A 21388-nucleotide genomic window follows, 5' to 3' on the forward strand; every position below is an offset into this window, starting at 1 on the left:
TAGCGTCAATTATTTTTCTTCAAGAAAAGAGATAATTTTAAAAGCTCCTGCTGACAAGTTCATATAAAAGCAAAAACGGAGTATCACTCTCCGTGACACTCCGTTCTTATTCGTTAATCGTACCTGTGATTAAGCAGCTTTTGCTTTAGCAACAACAGCTTTGAATGCTTCAGGATGGTTTACAGCTAAATCAGCCAAAACCTTACGGTTGATTTCAATTCCTGCTTTGTGCAAAGCACCCATCAACTTAGAGTAAGACATACCTTCCAGACGTGCAGCAGCATTGATACGCTGAATCCACAATGCACGGAAGTTACGTTTTTTGTTCTTACGGTCACGGTATGCATAAGTCAGACCTTTTTCCCAAGTGTTTTTAGCAACGGTCCAAACATTCTTTCTTGCACCAAAGTAACCTCTGGTTAAACCTAAAATTTTCTTTCTTTTTGCTCTAGAAGCAACGTGATTTACTGATCTTGGCATAGTTTTAATTCTTTTTTGAATGATAGCGCCGATATTTTACAATCGAACTTGAAGCTAATGCATTCGGTTAATAATTTAAAATGATACGTTTACGCTTTTTCCTTTCAAGATTACTTCATGCAAAGAAGTTCCTTAACTTGAGTCAGGTTAGCACTGTGTACCAATCCTGCATGTACAAGGTTTCTTTTCTGCTTTTTAGTCTTCTTAGTCAGGATGTGACTGTGAAAAGCGTGCTTTCTCTTGATTTTACCTGTTCCGGTAAGAGCGAATCTTTTTTTAGAACCGGAGTTAGTTTTTACCTTTGGCATCTTATTAAATTTTAATTATTATTACTCAATGGCGGCAACGCACTATACCGGCGCGTTACACGCTCTTTTCTATTTTCATTCAGCTTCTTCAGCCTTTGGAGCAACCGGCTTAGCAGTTTTCTTAGGAGCAGTAGCCTTTTTAGGAGATAAAGAGATTGTCATTCTCTTGCCTTCCAACAACGGCATTTGTTCAACCTTCGCATAGTCCTCCAAGTCATTAGCAAAACGCAGAAGCAACACTTCTCCTTGCTCTTTAAACAAGATGGAACGTCCTTTAAAGAACACATAGGCCTTTACCTTATCGCCATCTTGCAAAAAGCCGATAGCATGCTTCAACTTAAAGTTGTAATCGTGTTCGTCAGTTTGAGGCCCAAAACGGATTTCCTTCACATTAACCTTAACTTGTTTTGCCTTTTGTTCCTTTGCGCGTTTCTTTAATTGATAAAGGAATTTAGAATAATCTATAATTCTACAAACTGGAGGAACAGCGTTGGGTGAAATTTCTACTAAATCAGCTTCGTGTTCTTCTGCTAGTTTTAAAGCTTGTGCTATCGGATATACGGCCGATTCGATATCATCTCCCACGATACGTACTTCTTTGGCGCGAATCTGTTCATTGATTCGATGCTGCCCTTTTAAAGTGTCATTTTTCATTAAAAATTCTTTTCTTCCTTTTGTTTGCTTTTAAATTATAAATTATCATTAAATTTATCTGTTTGTGAAAGCAAATATCGCATTGCTTCCACAAACGGTTGCAAAGTTACCATTTATTTATCATATTATGAACTTCTTCTGCAATATTTTTTGCAAAATCTTCGATTTTCATGGTTCCTTTGTCTCCTTCACCCTGCTTACGCACAGCAACTTCTCCGTTTTCGGCTTCTTTTTCACCTACAACCAGCATGTAAGGGATACGTTTCAATTCATTGTCACGAATCTTACGTCCAATCTTTTCGTTGCGGTCGTCCACGATGGCACGGATATCGTATTTCTTCAAATCCTGACGAACCTTGTCGGCATAGTCATTGAATTTTTCAGAAATAGGCAGGATAGCTACCTGATCCGGGGTCAGCCACAACGGGAACTTACCGGCTGTATGTTCAATCAATACGGCTACGAAACGTTCCATAGAACCGAACGGTGCACGGTGAATCATCACCGGACGATGCTTCTGGTTATCAGAGCCCATGTATTCCAGCTGGAAGCGTTCCGGCAAGTTGTAGTCTACCTGGATAGTACCCAACTGCCAGCGACGGCCGATGGCATCCTTCACCATGAAGTCCAGTTTCGGGCCGTAGAATGCAGCTTCACCGTATTCTACTTTTGCCTTCAGTCCTTTTTCTTCGCAAGCTTCTACGATGGCACGTTCAGCCTTTTCCCAGTTTTCATCACTACCGATATACTTTTCACGGTTCACTTTGTCACGCAGAGAAATCTGTGCTTCAAAGTTTTCCAATCCCATAGAAGTGAACACGATAGAGATAATATCCATTACGCGGAGGAATTCATCCTTCACCTGATCCGGACGGCAGAAGATGTGCGCATCATCCTGTGTAAAGCTACGTACACGAGTCAATCCGTGCAACTCACCACTCTGCTCGTAACGGCAAACCGTACCAAATTCTGCAATACGCAACGGCAGGTCACGATAAGAACGCGGAGAGTTCTTGTAAATCATACAGTGGTGAGGACAGTTCATCGGTTTCAGGAAGTACTCTTCCCCTTCTTCCGGAGTGTGGATAGGCTGGAAAGAATCCTTACCATATTTCGCATAGTGTCCGGAAGTAACATACAACAGCTTGTTACCAATCGGCGGACACATTACTTCCTGATAGTCGTAACGTGACTGGATGCGACGCAAGAAATCCTGCAGACGGATACGCAGTGCAGTACCTTTCGGCAACCACATCGGAAGTCCCTTACCTACCGTATCAGAGAACATGAACAAGTCCATTTCCTTACCAATCTTACGGTGGTCACGTTTCTTGGCTTCTTCCAGCATTACCAGGTATTCATCCAGCATTTTCTTCTTCGGGAAGGTAATACCATAGATACGAGTCATCTGCTTACGGTCTTCCTGACCTCTCCAGTAGGCACCGGCTACAGACAACAGCTTGATAGCCTTGATAGGAGCTGTAGAAAGCAAGTGCGGGCCACGGCACAAATCCGTAAATGCACCCTGTGTATAAGTCGTGATGTGACCATCTTCCAATTCAGAAATCAGTTCACACTTGTAAGTTTCTCCTCTTTCACCAAACATCTTCAGCGCATCATCCTTCGAGATGTTCTGGCGAACCAATGTTTCTTTCTTGGCAGCCAGTTCAGCCATTTTCTTTTCGATGGCAGGCAGGTCACCTTCCTTGATGATAGCCTCACCCGGATCTACGTCATAATAGAATCCATTTTCAATAGCCGGACCGATACCGAACTGAATGCCCGGATACAATTCCTGCAGCGCTTCAGCCAGCAAGTGTGCACTGGTGTGCCAGAAGGCATGCTTACCTTCTTCGTCATCCCATTTATAAAGAACGAAGTTTGCATCTTCGTTGATAGGGCGATTCAAATCTACAGTTTCGCCGTTTACGCCACATGCCAGCACATCCTGTGCCAGACGGGAACTGATGCTTTCTGCAATCTGCAGACCCGTAACTCCTTCGTTGTATTCACGAACAGAGCCATCAGGAAAAGTTATCTTAACCATAGTCTTTATGTGTTTATCTGTTATTGAGACGCAAAAATATAAACTTTTTAATTAAAGAAGAAAATTGCATTCATTTATTTCTCCTCCACCGTGGTAAATCGCTTGATAATGTTGTAGGCTGAGAAAATTCCCAACTCACCCGCCTTACTCAAATCCTGGATACCTTGACGGTTGTTACCCAGGAAGATATTTGTCAGCCCACGGTTGAAATACACATCCGCAAAACGCGGATCCAGCTCAATGGCCTTATTGTAATCCACCAGTGCGGCCCGGTAATCTTTCATCACCGCCAGAATATTTCCTCTGTTATAATAAGCGTACACAAAGTCAGGAGCCAGTTCAATCACGCGGTCCAAATCCTCACGCACCTTATTATAATCATACGAGCGCACCTGCAAATCCTTGTTGTCCACTGTTTCCAATTCATACTTCCGGTCACGCTTGCGGTATTCCAACTGTTTGTAGTAAATCAGTGCACGGCTGAAATAAGCCGGGTAGAAAGTAGAATCACAACGGATGGCATCGTCCAAGTCCTTCAACGCATTGTCAAAATCCTGCACCAGATAGAAATCAAGCGCACGCGCATAGTAATGCAACACATCGTTCGGTTCCTTCACAATGGCAGCCGTCTGCTCATCGATGGATGCGAAATGCTGTTTCACCTGTTCTTCCGAAAGCGAAGCTTCGTTGTTCGTAATCAGCAAACGATGAGGAAGAACCCCACGGGCATTCAAGTCGTCAATACCTTTATAATAATTGACCTGCCGTTTCACTTCTTCCGGACGTTCGTAATAGCTTAGTGCAAACATCGGCTGCGGCAAGATGGTCACATTCTTGTCCTGTACCCGGCCTCGGTAATCTGTCTTATAGCGGTCTTCTTCCGACTCGTTGTCGGCCACTACAATCTTGCGGTAGTTCTCCACATTCTTATCCGATTTCTTTCGGGTCTTGTCTGTTGAAGCCGTCTGTTTCTTCGTTCCGTTCTGCGATTCAATCTGCGCTTTCAGCACCTTGAACTCATCGGCATCCGCCCCCTTCAGGTCACCCACTTTCCGTCTGGCCTGTGCACGATACTGATAACCGGCCAGAAAGTTAGGATACTCTTTCAGCACAGCCGAATAGTCCTCGATAGCCCCCGTATAATCTCCCGTACGGTCACGCAACAATCCTCGGTTGAACCGGGCCATCAGATTGTCGGGTTCCATCTTAAGCACAAAGTCGAAGTCCTCGATGGCACGGTTGTCATCGCCCACCTGTGCACGCAGCAATCCCCGGTTATAGTGTCCGATAAAGTTGTTCCGGTCCACATCCAATGCCAGGTCATAGTCCGACATGGCTCCTCGCAGATTATTCTGGTGATAACGAGCCAGCGCACGATTGATATACACGCCCGCATTGCGCACCGAAAGACGGATGGCCTCCGTCAGGTCCGCTTCCGCATCCTTGTATTTCTCCCGCTGCAGGAAGAGCATCCCTCTCGACGACCACGTGTCCGGATTATAACGGTCCATTTCGATGGCCTTGTCGGCATCTGCCATGGCCTGAAGCGTATCCTTCTGTTTCAATGACACCTCCGTACGCATCAGATACGCATCTGTATAACGCGGAGAAATGCGAATCAGCGTATCCAGGTCGGCCCGGGCCTGCGCATACTGTTCCTCGTGCATCCGGCACAATGCCAAATTATGCCACAAGCTAATGTTTTCCGGATCCATTTCCAAGGCTTTCCGGTAATCCTGAATAGCCCCCTGATAATTCTGTTGTCGGATACGCGAGATACCCCGCACCTGATACGCATTGACCACAAACGGATTGCGTTGCAACGCTTCCGAGCAGTCGGCTTCTGCCCCCTGATAATCGTCCAGGTTCATCTTGGCCAGTCCGCGATAGAAATACGGTTCCGCCAGATACGGCTTCGCTCCGATTACCTGATTAAAGTACTGGATAGAGAGGACATAATCCTCGAAATAAAGTGCATTTTTCCCGATGGTCATCACCCGGTCGGTATTAATCTGACCCAAGGCGACCATCGGGAAAAACATACCTATATATAATATGTATAGGAATCTTCTGATCATTTGACGGTTTTCACTTTATAAGAGCAACGAGCCTTGCCATTCACCATGCCGTTCAGTTTTCCGCGAATCATCTGCTTGCGCAAAGCCGACAGATGGTCGATAAACATGGTCCCTTCCAGGTGATCAAATTCATGCTGCATCACACGGGCCAAATAACCTTCCACCCACTCGTCGTGTGGCTGCATGTTCTCGTCAAGGTAAGTGACATGAATCTTGTCCGGACGCTTCACGCTTTCATGGATACCCGGCAAGCTCAGACAGCCCTCTTCCATCGATACCATCTCGCCTCCCGTTTCCAAGATGTGCGGATTGATGTAGGCACGTTTGAAATCCTTGAACTCCGGCATGTCGTCCGACAACACGTCCAAGTCGATTACCACCACCCGGATGGGAAGTCCCACCTGCGGAGCAGCCAGTCCCACGCCGTCTGCACGTTCCATTGTTTCAAACATATTCGTAATCAGCTCTTTCAAGCCTGGATAATCCGGAGTAATATCTTCGGCTTCCTGACGTAACACAGGCTGGCCATACACATAAATCGGTAAAATCATATTTTATTCAGTTTTTGAGTTACATTCTTCTTGATTCCAAGTACGACTGCAAAATGATGGTCGCACTGATTTCATCCACCAGCGCCTTGTTCTGACGGGCCTTCTTCTTCAGCCCCCCGTCCAACATGGCCTGATGTGCCAGCACAGAAGTAAACCGTTCGTCCACCAGTTCTACCGGCACGTCCGGCAGTTTTTTCTTCAGCTGTGCAAGGAAAGGCTTGATATACTTCATGTTTTCCGAGTCCTCGTTGTTCAGCTGCTTGGGATGCCCCACAATGATACGTTCCACCTTTTCCTGGGCCACGTATTTCAGGAGGTAGTCCATCAGTTCGTGCGTCGGTACCGTAGTCAGTCCGTTTGCAATAATCTGCATCGGGTCGGTCACTGCGATTCCCGTGCGCTTTCTGCCATAATCAATTGCCAAAATTCTGCTCATACGCCGACAAAAGTACAAATTTATTCCTTACCTCTTTATATATAATACTTAAAAAAACATACCACCTCCCCCAGCCTTCCAATCTGAAACCTGCTATTTCAAATAAAATCAGAGGCACACATCGGATTTAGGAAAAATATGCGTACCTTTGCACGCATAGAATACATATTTTACATCACACAATATGCAGGAAAAAATCATTATCCTTGACTTCGGTTCACAAACCACGCAGCTCATCGGCCGCCGTGTGCGCGAGCTGAACATGTATTGCGAAATTGTTCCTTACAACAAGTTTCCGCACGACGACCCGTCGGTTATCGGCGTAATCTTGTCGGGAAGCCCTTTCTCCGTGTACGACGAGAAGGCTTTTAAAGTAGACTTAACCCACATCCGCGGAAAGTATCCTATCTTAGGTATCTGCTACGGTGCACAGTTCATGGCCTACACCTACGGAGGTAAGGTAGAACCAGCCAACACCCGTGAATACGGACGTGCCCACCTGGCTACTTTCAACCACGAAAGTCCGCTGCTGAAAGGCATCCGTGAGCACTCTCAGGTATGGATGAGCCACGGTGACACCATCACTGCCATTCCCGACGATTTCGAAGTGATCGCCTCTACCGACAAAGTAGCTATCGCTGCTTATCAGGCAAAAAATGAAAAACTCTGGGGTGTACAATTCCACCCGGAAGTGTTCCACACAGAAGACGGTACCCAACTCCTGAAGAATTTCGTGGTAGACATCTGCGGAGGAAAGCAGGACTGGAGCGCAGCCTCTTTCATCGAAACCACAGTAGCCAGCTTAAAAGAACAGCTCGGCAACGACAAAGTGGTATTAGGACTGAGCGGTGGCGTAGACTCTTCAGTGGCAGCCGTATTGCTGAACAAAGCTATTGGCAAGAATCTGACCTGTATCTTCGTAGACCACGGAATGTTGCGTAAGAACGAGTTCAAGAACGTGTTGCATGACTATGAATGCCTCGGCCTGAACGTTATCGGCGTAGATGCCAGCGAGAAATTCTTCTCCGAACTGGCTGGAGTGACTGAACCGGAACGCAAGCGTAAAATCATCGGAAAAGGTTTCATCGACGTATTCGACGAAGAAGCCCACAAGATTCACGATGTGAAATGGCTGGCACAGGGTACCATCTACCCCGACTGCATCGAGTCATTGTCTATCACCGGAACCGTCATCAAGAGTCATCACAACGTAGGCGGTCTGCCCGAAAAGATGAACCTGAAACTTTGCGAACCTCTGCGCCTCCTGTTCAAGGACGAAGTTCGCCGCGTAGGTCGCGAGTTGGGTATGCCGGAACACCTGATTACCCGTCATCCGTTCCCGGGTCCAGGCTTGGCCGTACGTATCTTAGGTGATATTACTCGTGAGAAAGTACGCATCCTGCAAGATGCCGACGATATCTTCATTCAGGGCTTGCGCGACTGGAAAGTAAAAGATGAAAACGGAAACGAAACTGCCCTGTACCATCAGGTATGGCAGGCCGGAGTTATCCTGTTGCCGGTACAAAGTGTCGGAGTAATGGGTGATGAACGTACTTACGAACGTGCAGTAGCCCTGCGTGCGGTAACCAGTACCGATGCCATGACAGCCGACTGGGCTCATCTGCCGTACGAATTCCTGGCAAAGGTTTCAAACGATATCATCAACAAAGTAAAAGGCGTGAACCGCGTTTGCTACGATATCTCTTCCAAACCACCAGCCACCATCGAATGGGAATAATTCAATTTCCTTCTTGATATAAAAAATAGCCTCAGCTTTTTCAGCCGAGGCTATTTTTTATGCTTTCATTGTCTTTTTCCGTATCGTCAACCAATAGGCAGTCAATACCATCAAGCCGGTAACTACCCACGACACAGGGTAAACGGTCATCAGCACATCGTATCCTCTCCATATCGGCGACACCACGTAAACCCACACCATTCGAAGCAAGCAAGTACCAAACACGGTCATCAAGGCCGGAGTGAGCGACTTGCCCATACCTCGCAAGGAAGAGCCCGCAATCTCATAACTGCTGGCGATGAACTGCAAGGCCAGCACAATGTGCATACGAAGAGTCCCGTAATGATGCACCATCGGTACATCGGAAAAGAATCCCAAAAAGAAATCACTCTGCCAGGCAAAGAGCCAGTTAAACGCCGCACAAAACGCCACGCTCGACCCCATGCAAATCCAGAACACCCGATGCACACGGTCCATTCTTCCGGCCCCATAGTTTTGTGCAATGAAGCTGATGGCGGCTCCATTAAATCCCTGGATGATGAAATAACAATAGTATTCAAAATTGACGGCTGCTGCCGAACCGGCAATCGCATCGGCTCCGTAACTGTTGATGGACGACTGTACCACCACATTCGAAATGGAGAAAATCATCCCCTGCAAGCCCGCCGGCACACCAATACGCAACATACGGTTCAGCTCCGTAGAATAAATCTTCATCTTGCTGAAATGCAGCCGGAAAGGCTCTTTTTCCTTGCACAGTAACCGGATAATCAGCGCCGCACTCACCGCATTGGAAATTCCTGTGGCCACGGCCACACCTGCCACTCCCATGTGGAAACAAAGCACGAACAGCAGGTTGAGCAACGTATTGACCACCCCGGCAATGACCAGAATATACAGTGGACGACGGGTATCGCCCATGCTTCGCAGAATCGCCGCCCCAAAGTTGAAGGCCATGATGAAAGGCATGCCCAAGAAATAGATACGCAAATAGGTCACGGCCTGATCCAGCACATTCGGAGGGGTTCCCATCCATGTCAGAATCGGCTTGGCTGCTACCTGTCCCAGCAACAGCAGAAAAATTCCACTCAGCAGGGCCACCAGTTCCACCGTATTGATGGCATGACGTATGCTCCGGTCGTCCCGCTGACCGATATGGTTGGAAATAATGGCACAGGCTCCCATAGAGATACCCATGAACAAGTTGATAAGCAACCCGATGACAGGCGCGTTACTTCCCACGGCTGCCAGGGCTTCACTTCCCACAAAGTGTCCTACCACGGCCACATCGACCGAATTAAAAAGTTCCTGTAACAAACTACTGGCTGCCAGCGGAAGGGCAAACACCAGGATTTTCTTGAACAACGGCCCGTTGAGCATGTCAATCTCGTTGCTCCGGGTCCGTTTCTTATCCACGCTTTGATCCATCTTTTTACCTTCTTCAAAAATGCGCGGCAAAGTTACTGCAAATTTGGGAAAGATGGATGAAATCTCCCTATTCGTTTTCTTTCTGTTTCAATTCGTCCGTAAATTCCTGATAAAGGGCTACGGGACATAGTACCACAACTTGGTAGTTTCGTCAGATAGCCGTTTGTAAGTATCCGAACAATAAAAACGACGTAGATTGTTGTCATTGAGTCTGTAGCCCCCGTTTCATTGCGGTTGATGCAGTTTCAAAGTTCCTTGACTCCCAAATCCCGATTCCTTACATCCACCTCACGAATATAATCACCCAGCCGTCTATAATTCTCCTTACTCATAGTTGTTCTTGTTAATCAGATTGACTACTACTTTCACCATAATATCCTTTTCTTCTGTACGACTCTCAGCAATCATTAGCGTAAGAGCCACAAGGGTGTTGTCGGCAATGCGCTTACTCCCATCCGGATTGTAGAGAATACCGTTACCGGACATAAACCACAGGAAAAGGGTGGCAGCAATACGTTTGTTGCCATCACTAAACGAATGGTTTTTCGTGACGAGATAAAGCAGCATAGCCGCTTTTTCCTCCACAGAAGGGTAAAGATCTTGCCCGCCAAAAGTCTGGTATATTTGCCCGATGGAACTTTTAAAGGAATCATCCTTCTCATGGGCAAACCACTGACTTCCACCGAATTTTTCCTTCAGTTCTTCTATCGCCTGCATGGCTCCCTCGTAGGTAGCATGGAACTTTATTTCGTTAGTGGTCTGCTCTACCGCCAGTTGCTGATAATCGTATCTGTCCAACGTATCGAGAGCATAAGCGTAATCGGAAACCACCTCCACCAGATTGAGCGCATCTTCCGATGTCAGTGCTTCCTGTGCCTTGACTGTACGGCCCAAGACCGTTACCAATTGCTTCAATTCAGTATAACGCTGTTCGGTCAAAGTTTTGTTGACGACATAGCCTTTTACAAGATAGTCTTTCAGCACTCTATTTGCCCAACGGCGAAAGTCTACACCTTTTTTTGATTTGACCCGATAACCAACAGAAATGATGACATCAAGGTTATAGAAACGTACATCATGTGTCTGGCTTTTACCTTCTATCGCACCATGTTCTGTGGTTGTCGCAAAATTTGCGACAACCACTTCGCCTGCAAGTTCTTCTTTTATGGCATTCGCTATATGCTTACGGATTGTTTTTGAATCGCGCCCAAATAGTTCAGCTATCTGATAGGCATTCAACCATACCGTATCTTGATCTATTCTGACCTCAAGCCGTGTTTCTCCATCTTCCGAACGATAGATTACTATTTTGTCATTCAATTCCATACCCTAACTCCCTAAACAGATTCAACAAATCCTTCTTGCTTTCTTCTTCCTGTTTCAACAAGTCCTTCATTTCTACTTGCAGCTCTTTCATCTTACCAATAGCGACATATTTGCAAATGTAATGATTAAGCATGAGAAAAGCTATAGTTGCATTTAAAAGATTCCATCCAACCTTATCCCCAGACCCTCAAGTCCTTCATCCGAAAACCTCCTGTCATTTTTTACGTTTCCGCAGGCAGAAACCTACGTTTCCCTTACGGAAAACATACGGCTCCGCACCGGGAAACGTACGGTTCCCGATAGGGAAACATAGAAAATGTAAAGACCTATTCCTCTTAATGTAGCATCGTTTACATAAAAAGGCCGGAAGTTTCTTCCACTCCCGGCCTTCAGAATATCATCATCAAAAACGAACCTAATCCGCCTGCATCTCAAACCGCCATTCCCCGGCGGAAAGCCTCAACTGCCGTTCGCTTTTCGGCTCGCCGTTCACACGCCAGCTACGAAATTCGGCAGGAAGCTCCACTTCGGCAGACGTACCTTCCGGCACCCGGAGATACATGGTTCCGCCATGAGCCGACTTGTCCATTTCCAGCACGATGCGGCGGCCACCCGACAAGGGGACTTGCGTACGGATGAAATTCAGGTGTGCCGGATGAGGAGCTACACGGAAAGTCCGAAAGGCCGGTTCCACGGTCTCTATACCGGCGATGTACTGCGAAAGAATGGTCAGCGGGCCTCCGCTCCAAGCGTGATTGTAGGTACCGCCTCCGAAACCTTCACTGCCGATGCCCCAGCCTTCCCACAAGGTGGTCAGCGGGCTCTCAATCATGGCGTGGTAACGCAGCTTCATGCGGTTCAAGGCGTCCTGATAATAGCCCATCGTACAGAGGGCTTCCAGCACGTATTTCTCCATGTACGGACTGGCATGATACCACTCGGAAAAGAAAGGACGGATGACCGGATACAGTGCTTCGGGCAAGACACCCGATACGACAGCCAACGCCTGTGCACGGTCGTCGGGCTTTCCCTGATAACCCGGAGAGATGTAATATTTTCCGTTCCAGAACGTACGGTGGAACACTTTCCGCAAGCGGTCGGCAGTGGCGTGTGCCCAGGCGGCTTCTTCCGGTTCGCCAACCAACTGGTTCATCTCTTCGTATCCCTTCAGGGCAATCACGTACCAGAGATTGAACAGCAGCGTCATGTCCTTGTTCTCTCCCCAGTCGCCCCAAGTCCATCCGCCGGAACGGGGTACGACCAATCCCAAGGAATCGGTTTTCCACACATGAATGTATTTCTTTACCCGCGGAAGTACGTCGAGAATCGTCTGACGGTCGCCCGTGCCCATGTAGTAGGTCCAGAAACCATAATGGCTCACACTGGCCAGCATCTGCATAGGCAGTTCGTCTTTGTAGTTCTCGGCCGGTACGGGGGCAAAGATGGTGCTGTCGGCCCGCTGCCATCCCATCAGCTCATGGATGCCCTTGCGGGTCAACAGATGGGCTTTCTCGTCGAGGGCATAGAAGGCCTCGCCCAGTTCGTTCACCACGTCGCCCCACCACTGAGCACGTTCGCGGTCGGGACAGTCCATGTACGTGTCGCGCATGGTGATGTACAGCGTACGTTGCGCCTTGTTCCACAAGCGGGTCAGCATCGGATCGTCGCAAGCAAAACTGCCGGCAAAAGAGGTATCGTATCCCGTTTCACGATATTTTACGTCGAGCACCTCCACGCCTTCCGGTAATTCATACTGTACGAAATGCCCGTTCATCCAGCCCTTGCATTCAAACTCCTGCTCGCCTTCCCTCGTGCGATATTCAGCAAACACATTGGGAGCCGAACCACCCCAATAATTGTCTGTACGGATGCGGATGCACTTGCCGGCCGAAGCTTTCAAACGGAGGTAAGGAGTGACCTGTGCATTGTAAGGCAGATAGGCCCGCAATAGGGTATCGCCCTGCATCTCGGTGCGTGCGTAGGGTTTCAGGCCATAGTCTTTCCAGAACGGTATCGGACGGTCGACCAGCCGGTTCCAACCCGCTTTCTCCAACGAAATTTCGGTGGCTTTCTCCCATTTCTTATCGTCATAATCGGGCGACTGGAAAGGGATGTCTTTGGCCGCATCGAACCCGATGTTTGATTCCGGCAGACGGAAATTAGGCTCCTCACCTTCCGGCACATAATAGGCCGGATGAAGTCTAACACGCCATTTTTTATCAGGTTTCACCTGCTTTCCGTTGCAGGAAAGGGAGAAACTGATACCTGCCGTAGGAGAATTGCAGTGGCTGAAGCCGTCTTTACCAAAATACCACACCAGCACAGCCACGGTATTCTTTCCCGCTTTCAGAGCAGGGAGCGAGGTGATGACATCGCAGTAGGTATCCGATGGATTCGGCCCGCGTTTCAACCCTCCTTCCGATACTTGCAGCTCACCGTTCACCCAAAGCCAATACTTTGTATCGGCAGCCAGACGCAGTTCCAGCGAACGAGGCGTTTCATCCAGCGTCACCGTATTGCGGAAACACCACCAGGTACCGGGGCCTGCCGGCTCTTTTCCTTTCATCGTCCACACTTGTGCCTGAGTATAGAGAGAAAAGAGACAAACTATCACACATAACCACTTTTTCATGCTATTTGATTTTTTACTCTACAAAAATAACAGACATGAAAAGAAAACAATGACAAAACAATAGATTTTCCCAAAACTAAGAAAAATGGCATAAAAAACAGCCCGCTCCTCTTCTCAGAGAAACGGGCTGCATATCATAGAAATAGTCTGGAATCAGTCGTCGATATCAATCACACGCATCTGGCCGTCGAAAGTAATTTCCCAACGGTTGGAAAGTTTCACTTCATACTCATTTCGTTTGCGCTCAATCTGAGTAATGGAAGCATCGGGGTAGTTGGTCTTCACATACGTACGGATGGCAGCTGGAACAATCTGCGACGGGACACCCGACTTACATTTCACTTCCGTCCACTCACCCGATTTGTCAAATTCCACTTTTTCGCCATTGGTGAAAATCACGTCGTACGATTTGCTGAACAAATCACTGTCTTGTTTGGCCAAAGCCACTTTTTTACCTTTAAAATAGGTAGTAATGAAAGTCTGAGCCTTGGTAGGAAGCTGTCCTACCTGGATAGGTTTTTCGTTATCGGCCATTGCCACGGTTGATACAGTGAACACACACACGAGCAGGAAAACTAACTTTTTCATAATGTCTATTGTTTTAAAATGAATACTTTAATGATTTATTGTACTGCAAAGATGAGACCCAATTCTGAAAAGATTCTGAAGAATCACCTTTTTTCGACAAAAAATCAAGAAAGAATCGTGAAAATGTGCATTCCGTCCTCAAAACGATAGGAAAGACGGAGCCGATACGCCTTACAAATAGAATCGACCAAAGCCAGCCCCAGTCCCGTGGAACCTTCTTTCTTCCCTTCCTTATAAAAGCGTTCAAAGATACGGTCTTTGTCCAGGGAAGCTTCTCCGGTATTGCGGATTTCAAAAGAAGAGGCAGTGAAAGTAAGCGTAATGGTGCCTCCTTCCTCAGTATGCACAAACGCATTTTTCAACAGATTGGTCAGCAGGACTGTGGCCAGCGACTCGCTCATCTCCAGTCGGAAACAATCTTCCACGTGCATTTCTACCTGCACGTGACGATACGCATACACTTCCTTGTAATCGTCCAAGTAGTGCATCAGCAGCTCGTTCAGGCAAATCGGCTTCACATCGGTAAACTGACGGTTCTCTATCTTGCACAAAAGCAGCAGCGACTTGTTCAGACGGGTCAGATTTTCCAACGTACGGTGGGTTTTCATCAGTTCCGAAAGCTGTTTTTCGGACAGCGTGTCGTCCTCCATCAGCATCTCCAGGCGGTTGCGACAGATGGCCAGCGGGGTCTGCATCTCATGGGAGGCATTCCCGATAAAAAGTTTTTGCTGCTCATAAAGCTGCTCGCTGCGTTCGGAGAACAGATTGGCCGCTTCATTCAGTTTCCGGAATTCCACAATCCGCAACGACTCGTCGAGCGGCTCCTGCTTGGTACCCAGCCGGTAGTTCTCCAGCCATTTCAACAAGGTGTACAGCGGACGCATATTGCGATGGAACACCCAGGCATTGACGGCCAAAATCATCAGCAACAGAAGAACGTACAAGAATACAATCCATCCGAGGATGGCCCGCTGAAGGTCGTACTTCTCGATGGTAGGCGTATAAACCACCAGTTCCATGTATCCTCCGTCGTCTTTCTGGAAAATGGTGATCAGGATTCGGGCCGGTTCGGTTTCCCCTTTTGCCGTAATATACACCATTTCATCCCGGTAGGAGATTTTGGGATAAGAGGCAGCATACTCCGCACTCACTTCATGCAAAAAATACTGGTTGTTCGAACCGTTGCTCGTGTCCGGCATTTTCTCTCCTGAAAGTGAACGAAGTATCAAAGATTCGGCATAATCGCTCAAAGAATCGTCTACTTCGTCGTTCACTTCCTCCATCACAGCCAAATAGAACAAAACAGCCCAGCACGTCAGGATGACTACCAGAATGGCGGACATGCGCCACATGACCAGATGAAACAGTTTCATTCTTCTACCAGTTTATATCCTATACCATAAACAGCTTTCAGCTCTACCGTAGCTCCCGCATCTTTCAAATGCTTGCGCAGGTTCTTAATCTGGGCGTAAATGAAGTCAAAATTATCTACCTGGTCAATGTGGTCGCCCCATACCGATTCGGCCAACGTGGTCTTGTTCACCAACCGTCCGGGACGCAACATGAAATAAAGCAGAATATCGTATTCTTTCCGGTTCAAATCGATTTCAGTCCCCCCCACAATGACTTTAAAATGGTCGGGAATAACTTCCACATTACCATAAGTCACTTTCTTCTCTCCTTCGCGCTGGTTACGACGGAACAGACTCTTCAAACGGGCATGCAGTTCGGCCAGGTGATAGGGCTTCGGAAGGTAATCGTCTGCTCCTAAATCAAGTCCTTTCACCTTGTCTTCCAGCGAATCCTTAGCCGACAGGATAATCACATTGGTGCGCTTGCCCATAGCTTGCAGCTCTTCCAGCAAATCAAGTCCGCAGCCATCGGGCAACATGATGTCCAGCAAGATGCAGTCGTAGTCATAATCCTCCACCTTGCGCAAAGCGGTCTTATAATCAGGTGCCTGGGATACCACATAACGTTCTTTTTCCAACGACCGAGTAGTGATTTCACGAAGATCCGCATCGTCTTCTACAATCAATATTTTCATGACATATCATTTAAAGGCAGAAAAAGCCATTCCAGACCTTATAAATTTGTCCGGAATGGCTTCGTTATGATTATCTGAATAAACAGTTATTATTCATTAAACCAGCGTACATAGCAGAAGTCCTGACGGTGAGGCAGCGCGTCGTTCTTCGGGAACATACGGTATGCTACCTTAAAGCTACCCGCATTCGACAAACCGGCGATCATTTCAAAGGTGAACAGATTACCCTCACGTTTCACCATCTTCATCGGATTGACCGCATAGATGTATTCGCGTCCTTCCGCATTGGTGTAAGTAACGACCTGTTCAACACCGATGGCATCGTCCAGACCCTTTTCATCAATCACGCAAGTCAACTTGTAGTCCTTACCGCTTTCTACGTTACCATTGCACAAATCCTGGCACTTGTTGAATGAAACCACCTGGATTTCGTCCCACTTGGCAGCCACTTCTTCCTTCCATGCGGCAATCTTCTTTGCCTCTTCAAAGTTATTGGCTTCCAATGTATGGAAACGAGTAGCTTCTTTGGTATAGAACTTTCTGTAGTAGTCATCCAACTGACGTTTCATGGTATAATGAGGAGCTACCTGAGCGATAGAATTCTTGATGGTTCTTACCCAGCCTTCAGAATATCCTTTCTTGTTTCTCGCATAATACAACGGCAGGATTTCTGTTTCGAGGATACTGTAGATAGTAGCGGCATCCAACTGGTCTTGGTGTTCCTGGTTCTGGTAAGTACGTTTTTCGGTCAATGCCCATCCGGCACCTTCACGATAGCCTTCCAGCCACCATCCATCCAATACAGAGAAGTTAACTACACCGTTCATCAAGGCTTTTTCACCAGATGTACCGGAAGCTTCCAACGGACGGGTCGGAGTGTTCATCCAAATATCTACACCTGAAACCAGACGACGGGCCAGCTTCATATCGTAGTTTTCCAGGAAGATAATCTTACCCAGGAATTCCGGACGATTAGAGATTTCTACAATCTTCTTGATCAATCCTTGACCGGCACCATCGTGCGGGTGAGCCTTACCGGCAAACAGGAACTGAACCGGATAGTCCGGGTTGTTGACAATCTTAGACAAACGGTCCAAATCAGTGAACAGCAAGTGAGCACGTTTGTAAGTGGCAAAACGACGGGCGAAACCAATCAACAGTGCGTTCGGATTAATCTTATCCATCAAAGAAACCACACGAGACGGGTCACGCTGGTTCTTCAACCAAGTGTCGCGGAACTGGTCGCGGATATAATTGATCAATTTGTTCTTCAAAGCCACACGAGTCTTCCAGATTTCTTCATCGGGCACATTGTAGATACGTTCCCAAATCTTCGGATTAGACTGGTCGTTCATGAAGTTCTTGTCAAAATATTTATTGTACAAGGCTTTCCATTCAGAAGCACACCAAGTAGGGAAATGTACACCGTTAGTCACATATCCTACATGGTTTTCTTCCGGGAAGTAACCTTTCCAGATACCAGAGAACATTTCCTGAGAAACTTTTCCATGCAACCAGCTCACACCGTTCACTTCCTGACAAGTGTTGCAAGCAAAGGTAGACATACAGAAGCGTTCGTTCGGGTCACCCGGATTGATACGGCCCAAGTCCATCAAATCCTGCCAGCTGATACCCATACGCTGCGGATAACCACCCATGTACTTGCCGAACAAACCTTCATCGAAATAGTCGTGTCCAGCCGGAACCGGAGTATGTACAGTGTACAGAGAAGAAGCACGAACCACTTCCAATGCTTCATCGAATGTCATGCCGCTTTCCACGTAATCACACAGACGCTGTACGTTACACAATGCCGCATGTCCTTCGTTGCAGTGATATACGTCTTTCTTGATACCCAGTTTCTTCAACAGCAATACACCACCGATACCCAACAGGATTTCCTGTTTCAAACGGTTTTCCCAGTCACCACCATACAGCTGGTGAGTGATGGAACGGTCGAATTCACTGTTCATTTCATTATCGGTATCCAGCAAATACAAAGGTACACGACCTACATTGACTCTCCATACGTATGCATGTACGTAATAGTTCAAGTAAGGTACATCCAATACCAACGGCTGATCGTTTTCGTCTTTCACACGTTCCAATGGCAGGCTACCGAAGTTCTGTGCTTCGTAGTTGGCAATCTGCTGTCCGTCCATTGAAAGGCTCTGAGTGAAATAACCGTAACGGTACAGGAAACCGACACCACACATGTCTACATTACTGTCTGAAGCTTCTTTCAGGTAATCACCTGCCAAGATACCCAAACCACCGGAATAGATTTTCAGTACGTGAGTCAAACCATACTCCATACAGAAGTATGCAACAGACGGACGGTTCTTATCCGGCTTTACAGACATATATTCAGTGAATCTATCATAAATCGCATTGATTTTGCCCAGCATCTCTTTATCTACAGACAATGCCTCCAGTTTCTCATAGTTCAATCGTTCCAACAGAGCAACCGGATTCTGCCCTACAGCACGCCATAATTCCGGATCCAGTTCTTTGAACATATCAGTGGCATCGTCATTCCATGCCCACCAAATGTTGCGAGCCATCACTTCCAGCATCTTCAGAGATTCCGGAATACGGGATTTCACATTAATCTCCCGCCATACAGGAGAATTAGCATAGTTTGTCTTGATTTTCATATCACTAATTTACTAATGTTTTAATAGTTCATTTTTGTTTATAGGATTTGCAACGTTCATGCGCCTTACGCAAAGCGATGTCGTATGCCTCATAATAGTAGCGGATAAAGTGTTTCCATAAAGCTTTTTCCGCGATATCTGCCGCATTGTTACGAATTACGTTCACTTCCGATTCTGACAGTTTAGAGAAATCCGTAATGGTATCACGAATTCCATCGGCCACTTCCGAGTAGTTATAATCCGTGCGATGAATCACCTTCACACCGTCTTGCAACGTACCGTAGTGTCCTTTCAGCGAGTTCACCCACAAGCCAAAGCCTGCCAAATCGGTTGTCACAGTCGGCACCTTGAAGGCAATACTCTCCAACGGCGTATATCCCCAAGGTTCATAATAAGAAGGATACACACTCATGTCGGCACCAATAAGCAGGTCATAATACACTTCGTTCAATATGCCGTCCTTTCCATCCAGGTAGCAAGGTACAAAAATCACCTTCACCTTGGAATCAGCCGCATTCGACATGTTCAAATATTTCAACATATCCAAAACCTGGTCGTGACTCATATTATGCAACCAATGGGTGATGAAAGGAACCTCCAAGGGAGTATCGTAATCCTTATCACTTTCCAGACGTTGCTTTAAGTCTTCACGCGCCTCGCCTACCCAACCTGGCACATTGACAAAAGCCAAGACTTCACGAGTCAAGTTCTTCTCACGGGTTAAACGGTTCAAGGCCTCCAGATAGACATTGATACCTTTGTTCTTGAATTCATAGCGTCCGCTGGTAACCACAATCAACGTATCGTCGTCCATCTTCGTACCTAACAGCTTGTTGGCCAAATTCAGGAGCAAGGCTCTGGCATATTTTCGTTTCTTTCCGAACATTTCACCTTTCGGAACGAAATCATCTTCAAAACCGTTCATCAATACCACATCGGCTTCTTTTTCCAACAATTCCTTGCATTCGTTGTTGGTAATGTCGCTGACCGTAGTGAAACAATCTACAAAATGGGCAGTCTGCTTCTCAATGGAATGCTTGGACTCCACATTCAGTTCACGGGCCATTTGGTCACCGTTGTAAGCGAATAAATAATCATAGAGGGGTTTATTGTTCCCGGCAATGGAACGTCCGATGGTTGTTGCGTGTGTAGTAAAGATTGTGGCTATTTCCGGTACATGTTTCTGCACGTAGAGGGCTCCCATTCCGGTCATCCACTCGTGAGCCTGGTAAATTACCTTGTCGGTCATGGTCAAATTGTACCTGTAGAAACTTTCGACCACCTTTCCGGCTGCATACGAAAACATGGAAGCTTCATCGTAATCCCCATAGGCATGCAAGGAGTCTACATGATAGTCAAGCCATGCTTGCGTATAAATATCATTTTTATCTTTATAAAAAGGAGTAAAATCCACTAAGATTGCAATGGGGGTCCCTGGAATATTCCATCGTCCGACCCGAATTTGCAGACCGTCCTTTTTGACTGCATGTTCTTTCCACGCTTCCAAAAGTTTCGGATCTTCGGTGAACATAGGATTTTCCTTACCCAACCAGACATCTGGTCCTATAAAAAAGATTCGATCAGGGAAAGTGTTCTGCAAGGTTTTTGCTCTTGTAGACAATACAGTGTAGATGCCACCCACTTTATTACATACTTCCCAACTAGATTCGAAAATATAATCAGGTGTTAGTAACTGTTTCATCATCGTCTTTAATATCTTCTAAATCAACCGCGAAGATACAAAAAATATTGAAACGGAAGAAAAAAACAAAATTTTTTATGCCGACAGCCTCGTTTCTGTACATAACAGATAGACAAATGTATCATAGCAATCAGACTATCAACAGAATACGAAATTTGTATATGTAACAAAAATGAAAAAGAAATCCCCTTCAGACAGCCTGACGACCGTATGAAGGGGATACAGAATAATTCACTAATTTATGCCAGTGCAGATCCCATCAAGAAGGTAGCTGCCAAAGCAACAATAGCATACAATTCAGGGAATACTGCCAAAATCAGGGTATTACCAAATACGTTGTGTCCCTGTCCGATGGCTGCAATACCGTTGGCACAAACCTGTCCCTGACGGATGGCAGAGAACAAGGCAACCAGTCCCAGACCGATACCTGAACCTAACACAGCACAAGCCTGAATAGCCGTAATCTCCGGAGTCAATACGCCAAAAATACTCTGGAACATAAAGTAACCGGCAAAACCATACAGACCCTGTGTACCCGGAAGGGCCGTCAATACCAAGAAGTTACCAAACGCACTGTCATTTTTCTTCAATGCGCCAATGGAGGCATTACCTGCAATGGTTACACCATATGCACTACCGATACCTGACAAACCAACCATAATTGCGATGCCGATGTAGGCAATCAAAAGATTCATTTCCATAATAATTATTTGTTT

18 protein-coding genes are annotated in these 21388 nt (G+C 46.7%); 1 reads left to right on the plus strand and 17 read right to left on the minus strand.

Annotated elements, in window-relative coordinates; all coding sequences use genetic code 11:
- Positions 1-129: 129 nt before the first annotated feature.
- From rplT to ruvX, 7 genes are all read right to left on the minus strand, one after another.
- Complete coding sequence (gene rplT / locus RDP42_RS07620) at positions 130-480, minus strand: 50S ribosomal protein L20 (RefSeq protein WP_007564746.1); 351 nt, start codon at positions 478-480, stop codon at positions 130-132.
- 110 nt (positions 481-590) lie between these two features.
- The gene (gene rpmI, locus RDP42_RS07625; protein WP_022233768.1) at positions 591-788 is read right to left on the minus strand and encodes a 50S ribosomal protein L35; all 198 of its coding nucleotides are present in this window, start codon (positions 786-788) and stop codon (positions 591-593) included.
- 75 nt (positions 789-863) lie between these two features.
- Positions 864-1442 (minus strand): translation initiation factor IF-3, encoded by a 579-nt coding sequence (gene infC / locus RDP42_RS07630; protein ID WP_022233767.1) that lies wholly within the window; start codon positions 1440-1442, stop codon positions 864-866.
- A gap of 106 nt (positions 1443-1548) precedes the next feature.
- Positions 1549-3489 (minus strand): threonine--tRNA ligase, encoded by a 1941-nt coding sequence (gene thrS, locus RDP42_RS07635; RefSeq protein ID WP_308763209.1) that lies wholly within the window; start codon positions 3487-3489, stop codon positions 1549-1551.
- Positions 3490-3563: 74 nt separating this feature from the next.
- The gene (locus tag RDP42_RS07640; protein WP_308763210.1) at positions 3564-5567 is read right to left on the minus strand and encodes a tetratricopeptide repeat protein; all 2004 of its coding nucleotides are present in this window, start codon (positions 5565-5567) and stop codon (positions 3564-3566) included.
- Positions 5564-6118, minus strand: a complete 555-nt coding sequence (def, locus tag RDP42_RS07645) for a peptide deformylase (RefSeq protein WP_204475374.1) — start codon at positions 6116-6118, stop codon at positions 5564-5566. The genes RDP42_RS07640 and def overlap by 4 nt, the downstream gene beginning before the upstream one ends.
- A gap of 19 nt (positions 6119-6137) precedes the next feature.
- On the minus strand, positions 6138-6554 hold the full coding sequence (ruvX, locus tag RDP42_RS07650) for a Holliday junction resolvase RuvX (RefSeq protein WP_303914230.1): 417 nt from the start codon (positions 6552-6554) through the stop codon (positions 6138-6140).
- A 184-nt stretch (positions 6555-6738) separates the two neighbouring features.
- Between ruvX and guaA the strand changes: the two genes are divergently transcribed.
- Positions 6739-8292 (plus strand): glutamine-hydrolyzing GMP synthase, encoded by a 1554-nt coding sequence (guaA, locus tag RDP42_RS07655; protein ID WP_303914232.1) that lies wholly within the window; start codon positions 6739-6741, stop codon positions 8290-8292.
- A gap of 57 nt (positions 8293-8349) precedes the next feature.
- Here guaA and RDP42_RS07660 read toward each other — a convergent pair whose 3' ends face one another.
- From RDP42_RS07660 to RDP42_RS07705, 10 genes are all read right to left on the minus strand, one after another.
- On the minus strand, positions 8350-9720 hold the full coding sequence (locus tag RDP42_RS07660) for an MATE family efflux transporter (protein WP_308763211.1): 1371 nt from the start codon (positions 9718-9720) through the stop codon (positions 8350-8352).
- A 324-nt stretch (positions 9721-10044) separates the two neighbouring features.
- Entirely contained in the window at positions 10045-11046 is a 1002-nt protein-coding gene (locus RDP42_RS07665; protein WP_308763212.1) for a virulence protein RhuM/Fic/DOC family protein, read from the minus strand.
- A complete protein-coding gene (locus RDP42_RS07670) occupies positions 11033-11179 on the minus strand; it encodes a hypothetical protein (protein WP_308763213.1) in 147 nt (48 codons plus the stop codon). The genes RDP42_RS07665 and RDP42_RS07670 overlap by 14 nt, the downstream gene beginning before the upstream one ends.
- 282 nt (positions 11180-11461) lie before the next feature.
- Positions 11462-13678 carry an alpha-L-rhamnosidase C-terminal domain-containing protein gene (locus RDP42_RS07675; protein WP_308763214.1) on the minus strand — a complete coding sequence of 739 codons (2217 nt, stop codon included), beginning with the start codon at positions 13676-13678 and terminating at the stop codon, positions 11462-11464.
- A 153-nt stretch (positions 13679-13831) separates the two neighbouring features.
- Positions 13832-14266 carry a PepSY-like domain-containing protein gene (locus tag RDP42_RS07680; RefSeq protein WP_303916716.1) on the minus strand — a complete coding sequence of 145 codons (435 nt, stop codon included), beginning with the start codon at positions 14264-14266 and terminating at the stop codon, positions 13832-13834.
- Positions 14267-14370: 104 nt separating this feature from the next.
- Complete coding sequence (locus RDP42_RS07685; RefSeq protein WP_308763215.1) at positions 14371-15639, minus strand: HAMP domain-containing sensor histidine kinase; 1269 nt, start codon at positions 15637-15639, stop codon at positions 14371-14373.
- On the minus strand, positions 15636-16313 hold the full coding sequence (locus RDP42_RS07690) for a response regulator transcription factor (RefSeq protein ID WP_308763216.1): 678 nt from the start codon (positions 16311-16313) through the stop codon (positions 15636-15638). The genes RDP42_RS07685 and RDP42_RS07690 overlap by 4 nt, the downstream gene beginning before the upstream one ends.
- 89 nt (positions 16314-16402) lie before the next feature.
- The gene (gene glgP, locus RDP42_RS07695; protein ID WP_308763217.1) at positions 16403-18970 is read right to left on the minus strand and encodes an alpha-glucan family phosphorylase; all 2568 of its coding nucleotides are present in this window, start codon (positions 18968-18970) and stop codon (positions 16403-16405) included.
- Positions 18971-18998: 28 nt separating this feature from the next.
- Complete coding sequence (locus RDP42_RS07700) at positions 18999-20675, minus strand: glycosyltransferase (protein WP_308763218.1); 1677 nt, start codon at positions 20673-20675, stop codon at positions 18999-19001.
- A gap of 236 nt (positions 20676-20911) precedes the next feature.
- Positions 20912-21373, minus strand: a complete 462-nt coding sequence (locus RDP42_RS07705; protein ID WP_022353285.1) for a hypothetical protein — start codon at positions 21371-21373, stop codon at positions 20912-20914.
- Between the last annotated feature and the right edge of the window lie 15 nt (positions 21374-21388).

It is taken from the genome of uncultured Bacteroides sp. (assembly GCF_902472605.1).
Lineage (GTDB): Bacteria > Bacteroidota > Bacteroidia > Bacteroidales > Bacteroidaceae > Phocaeicola.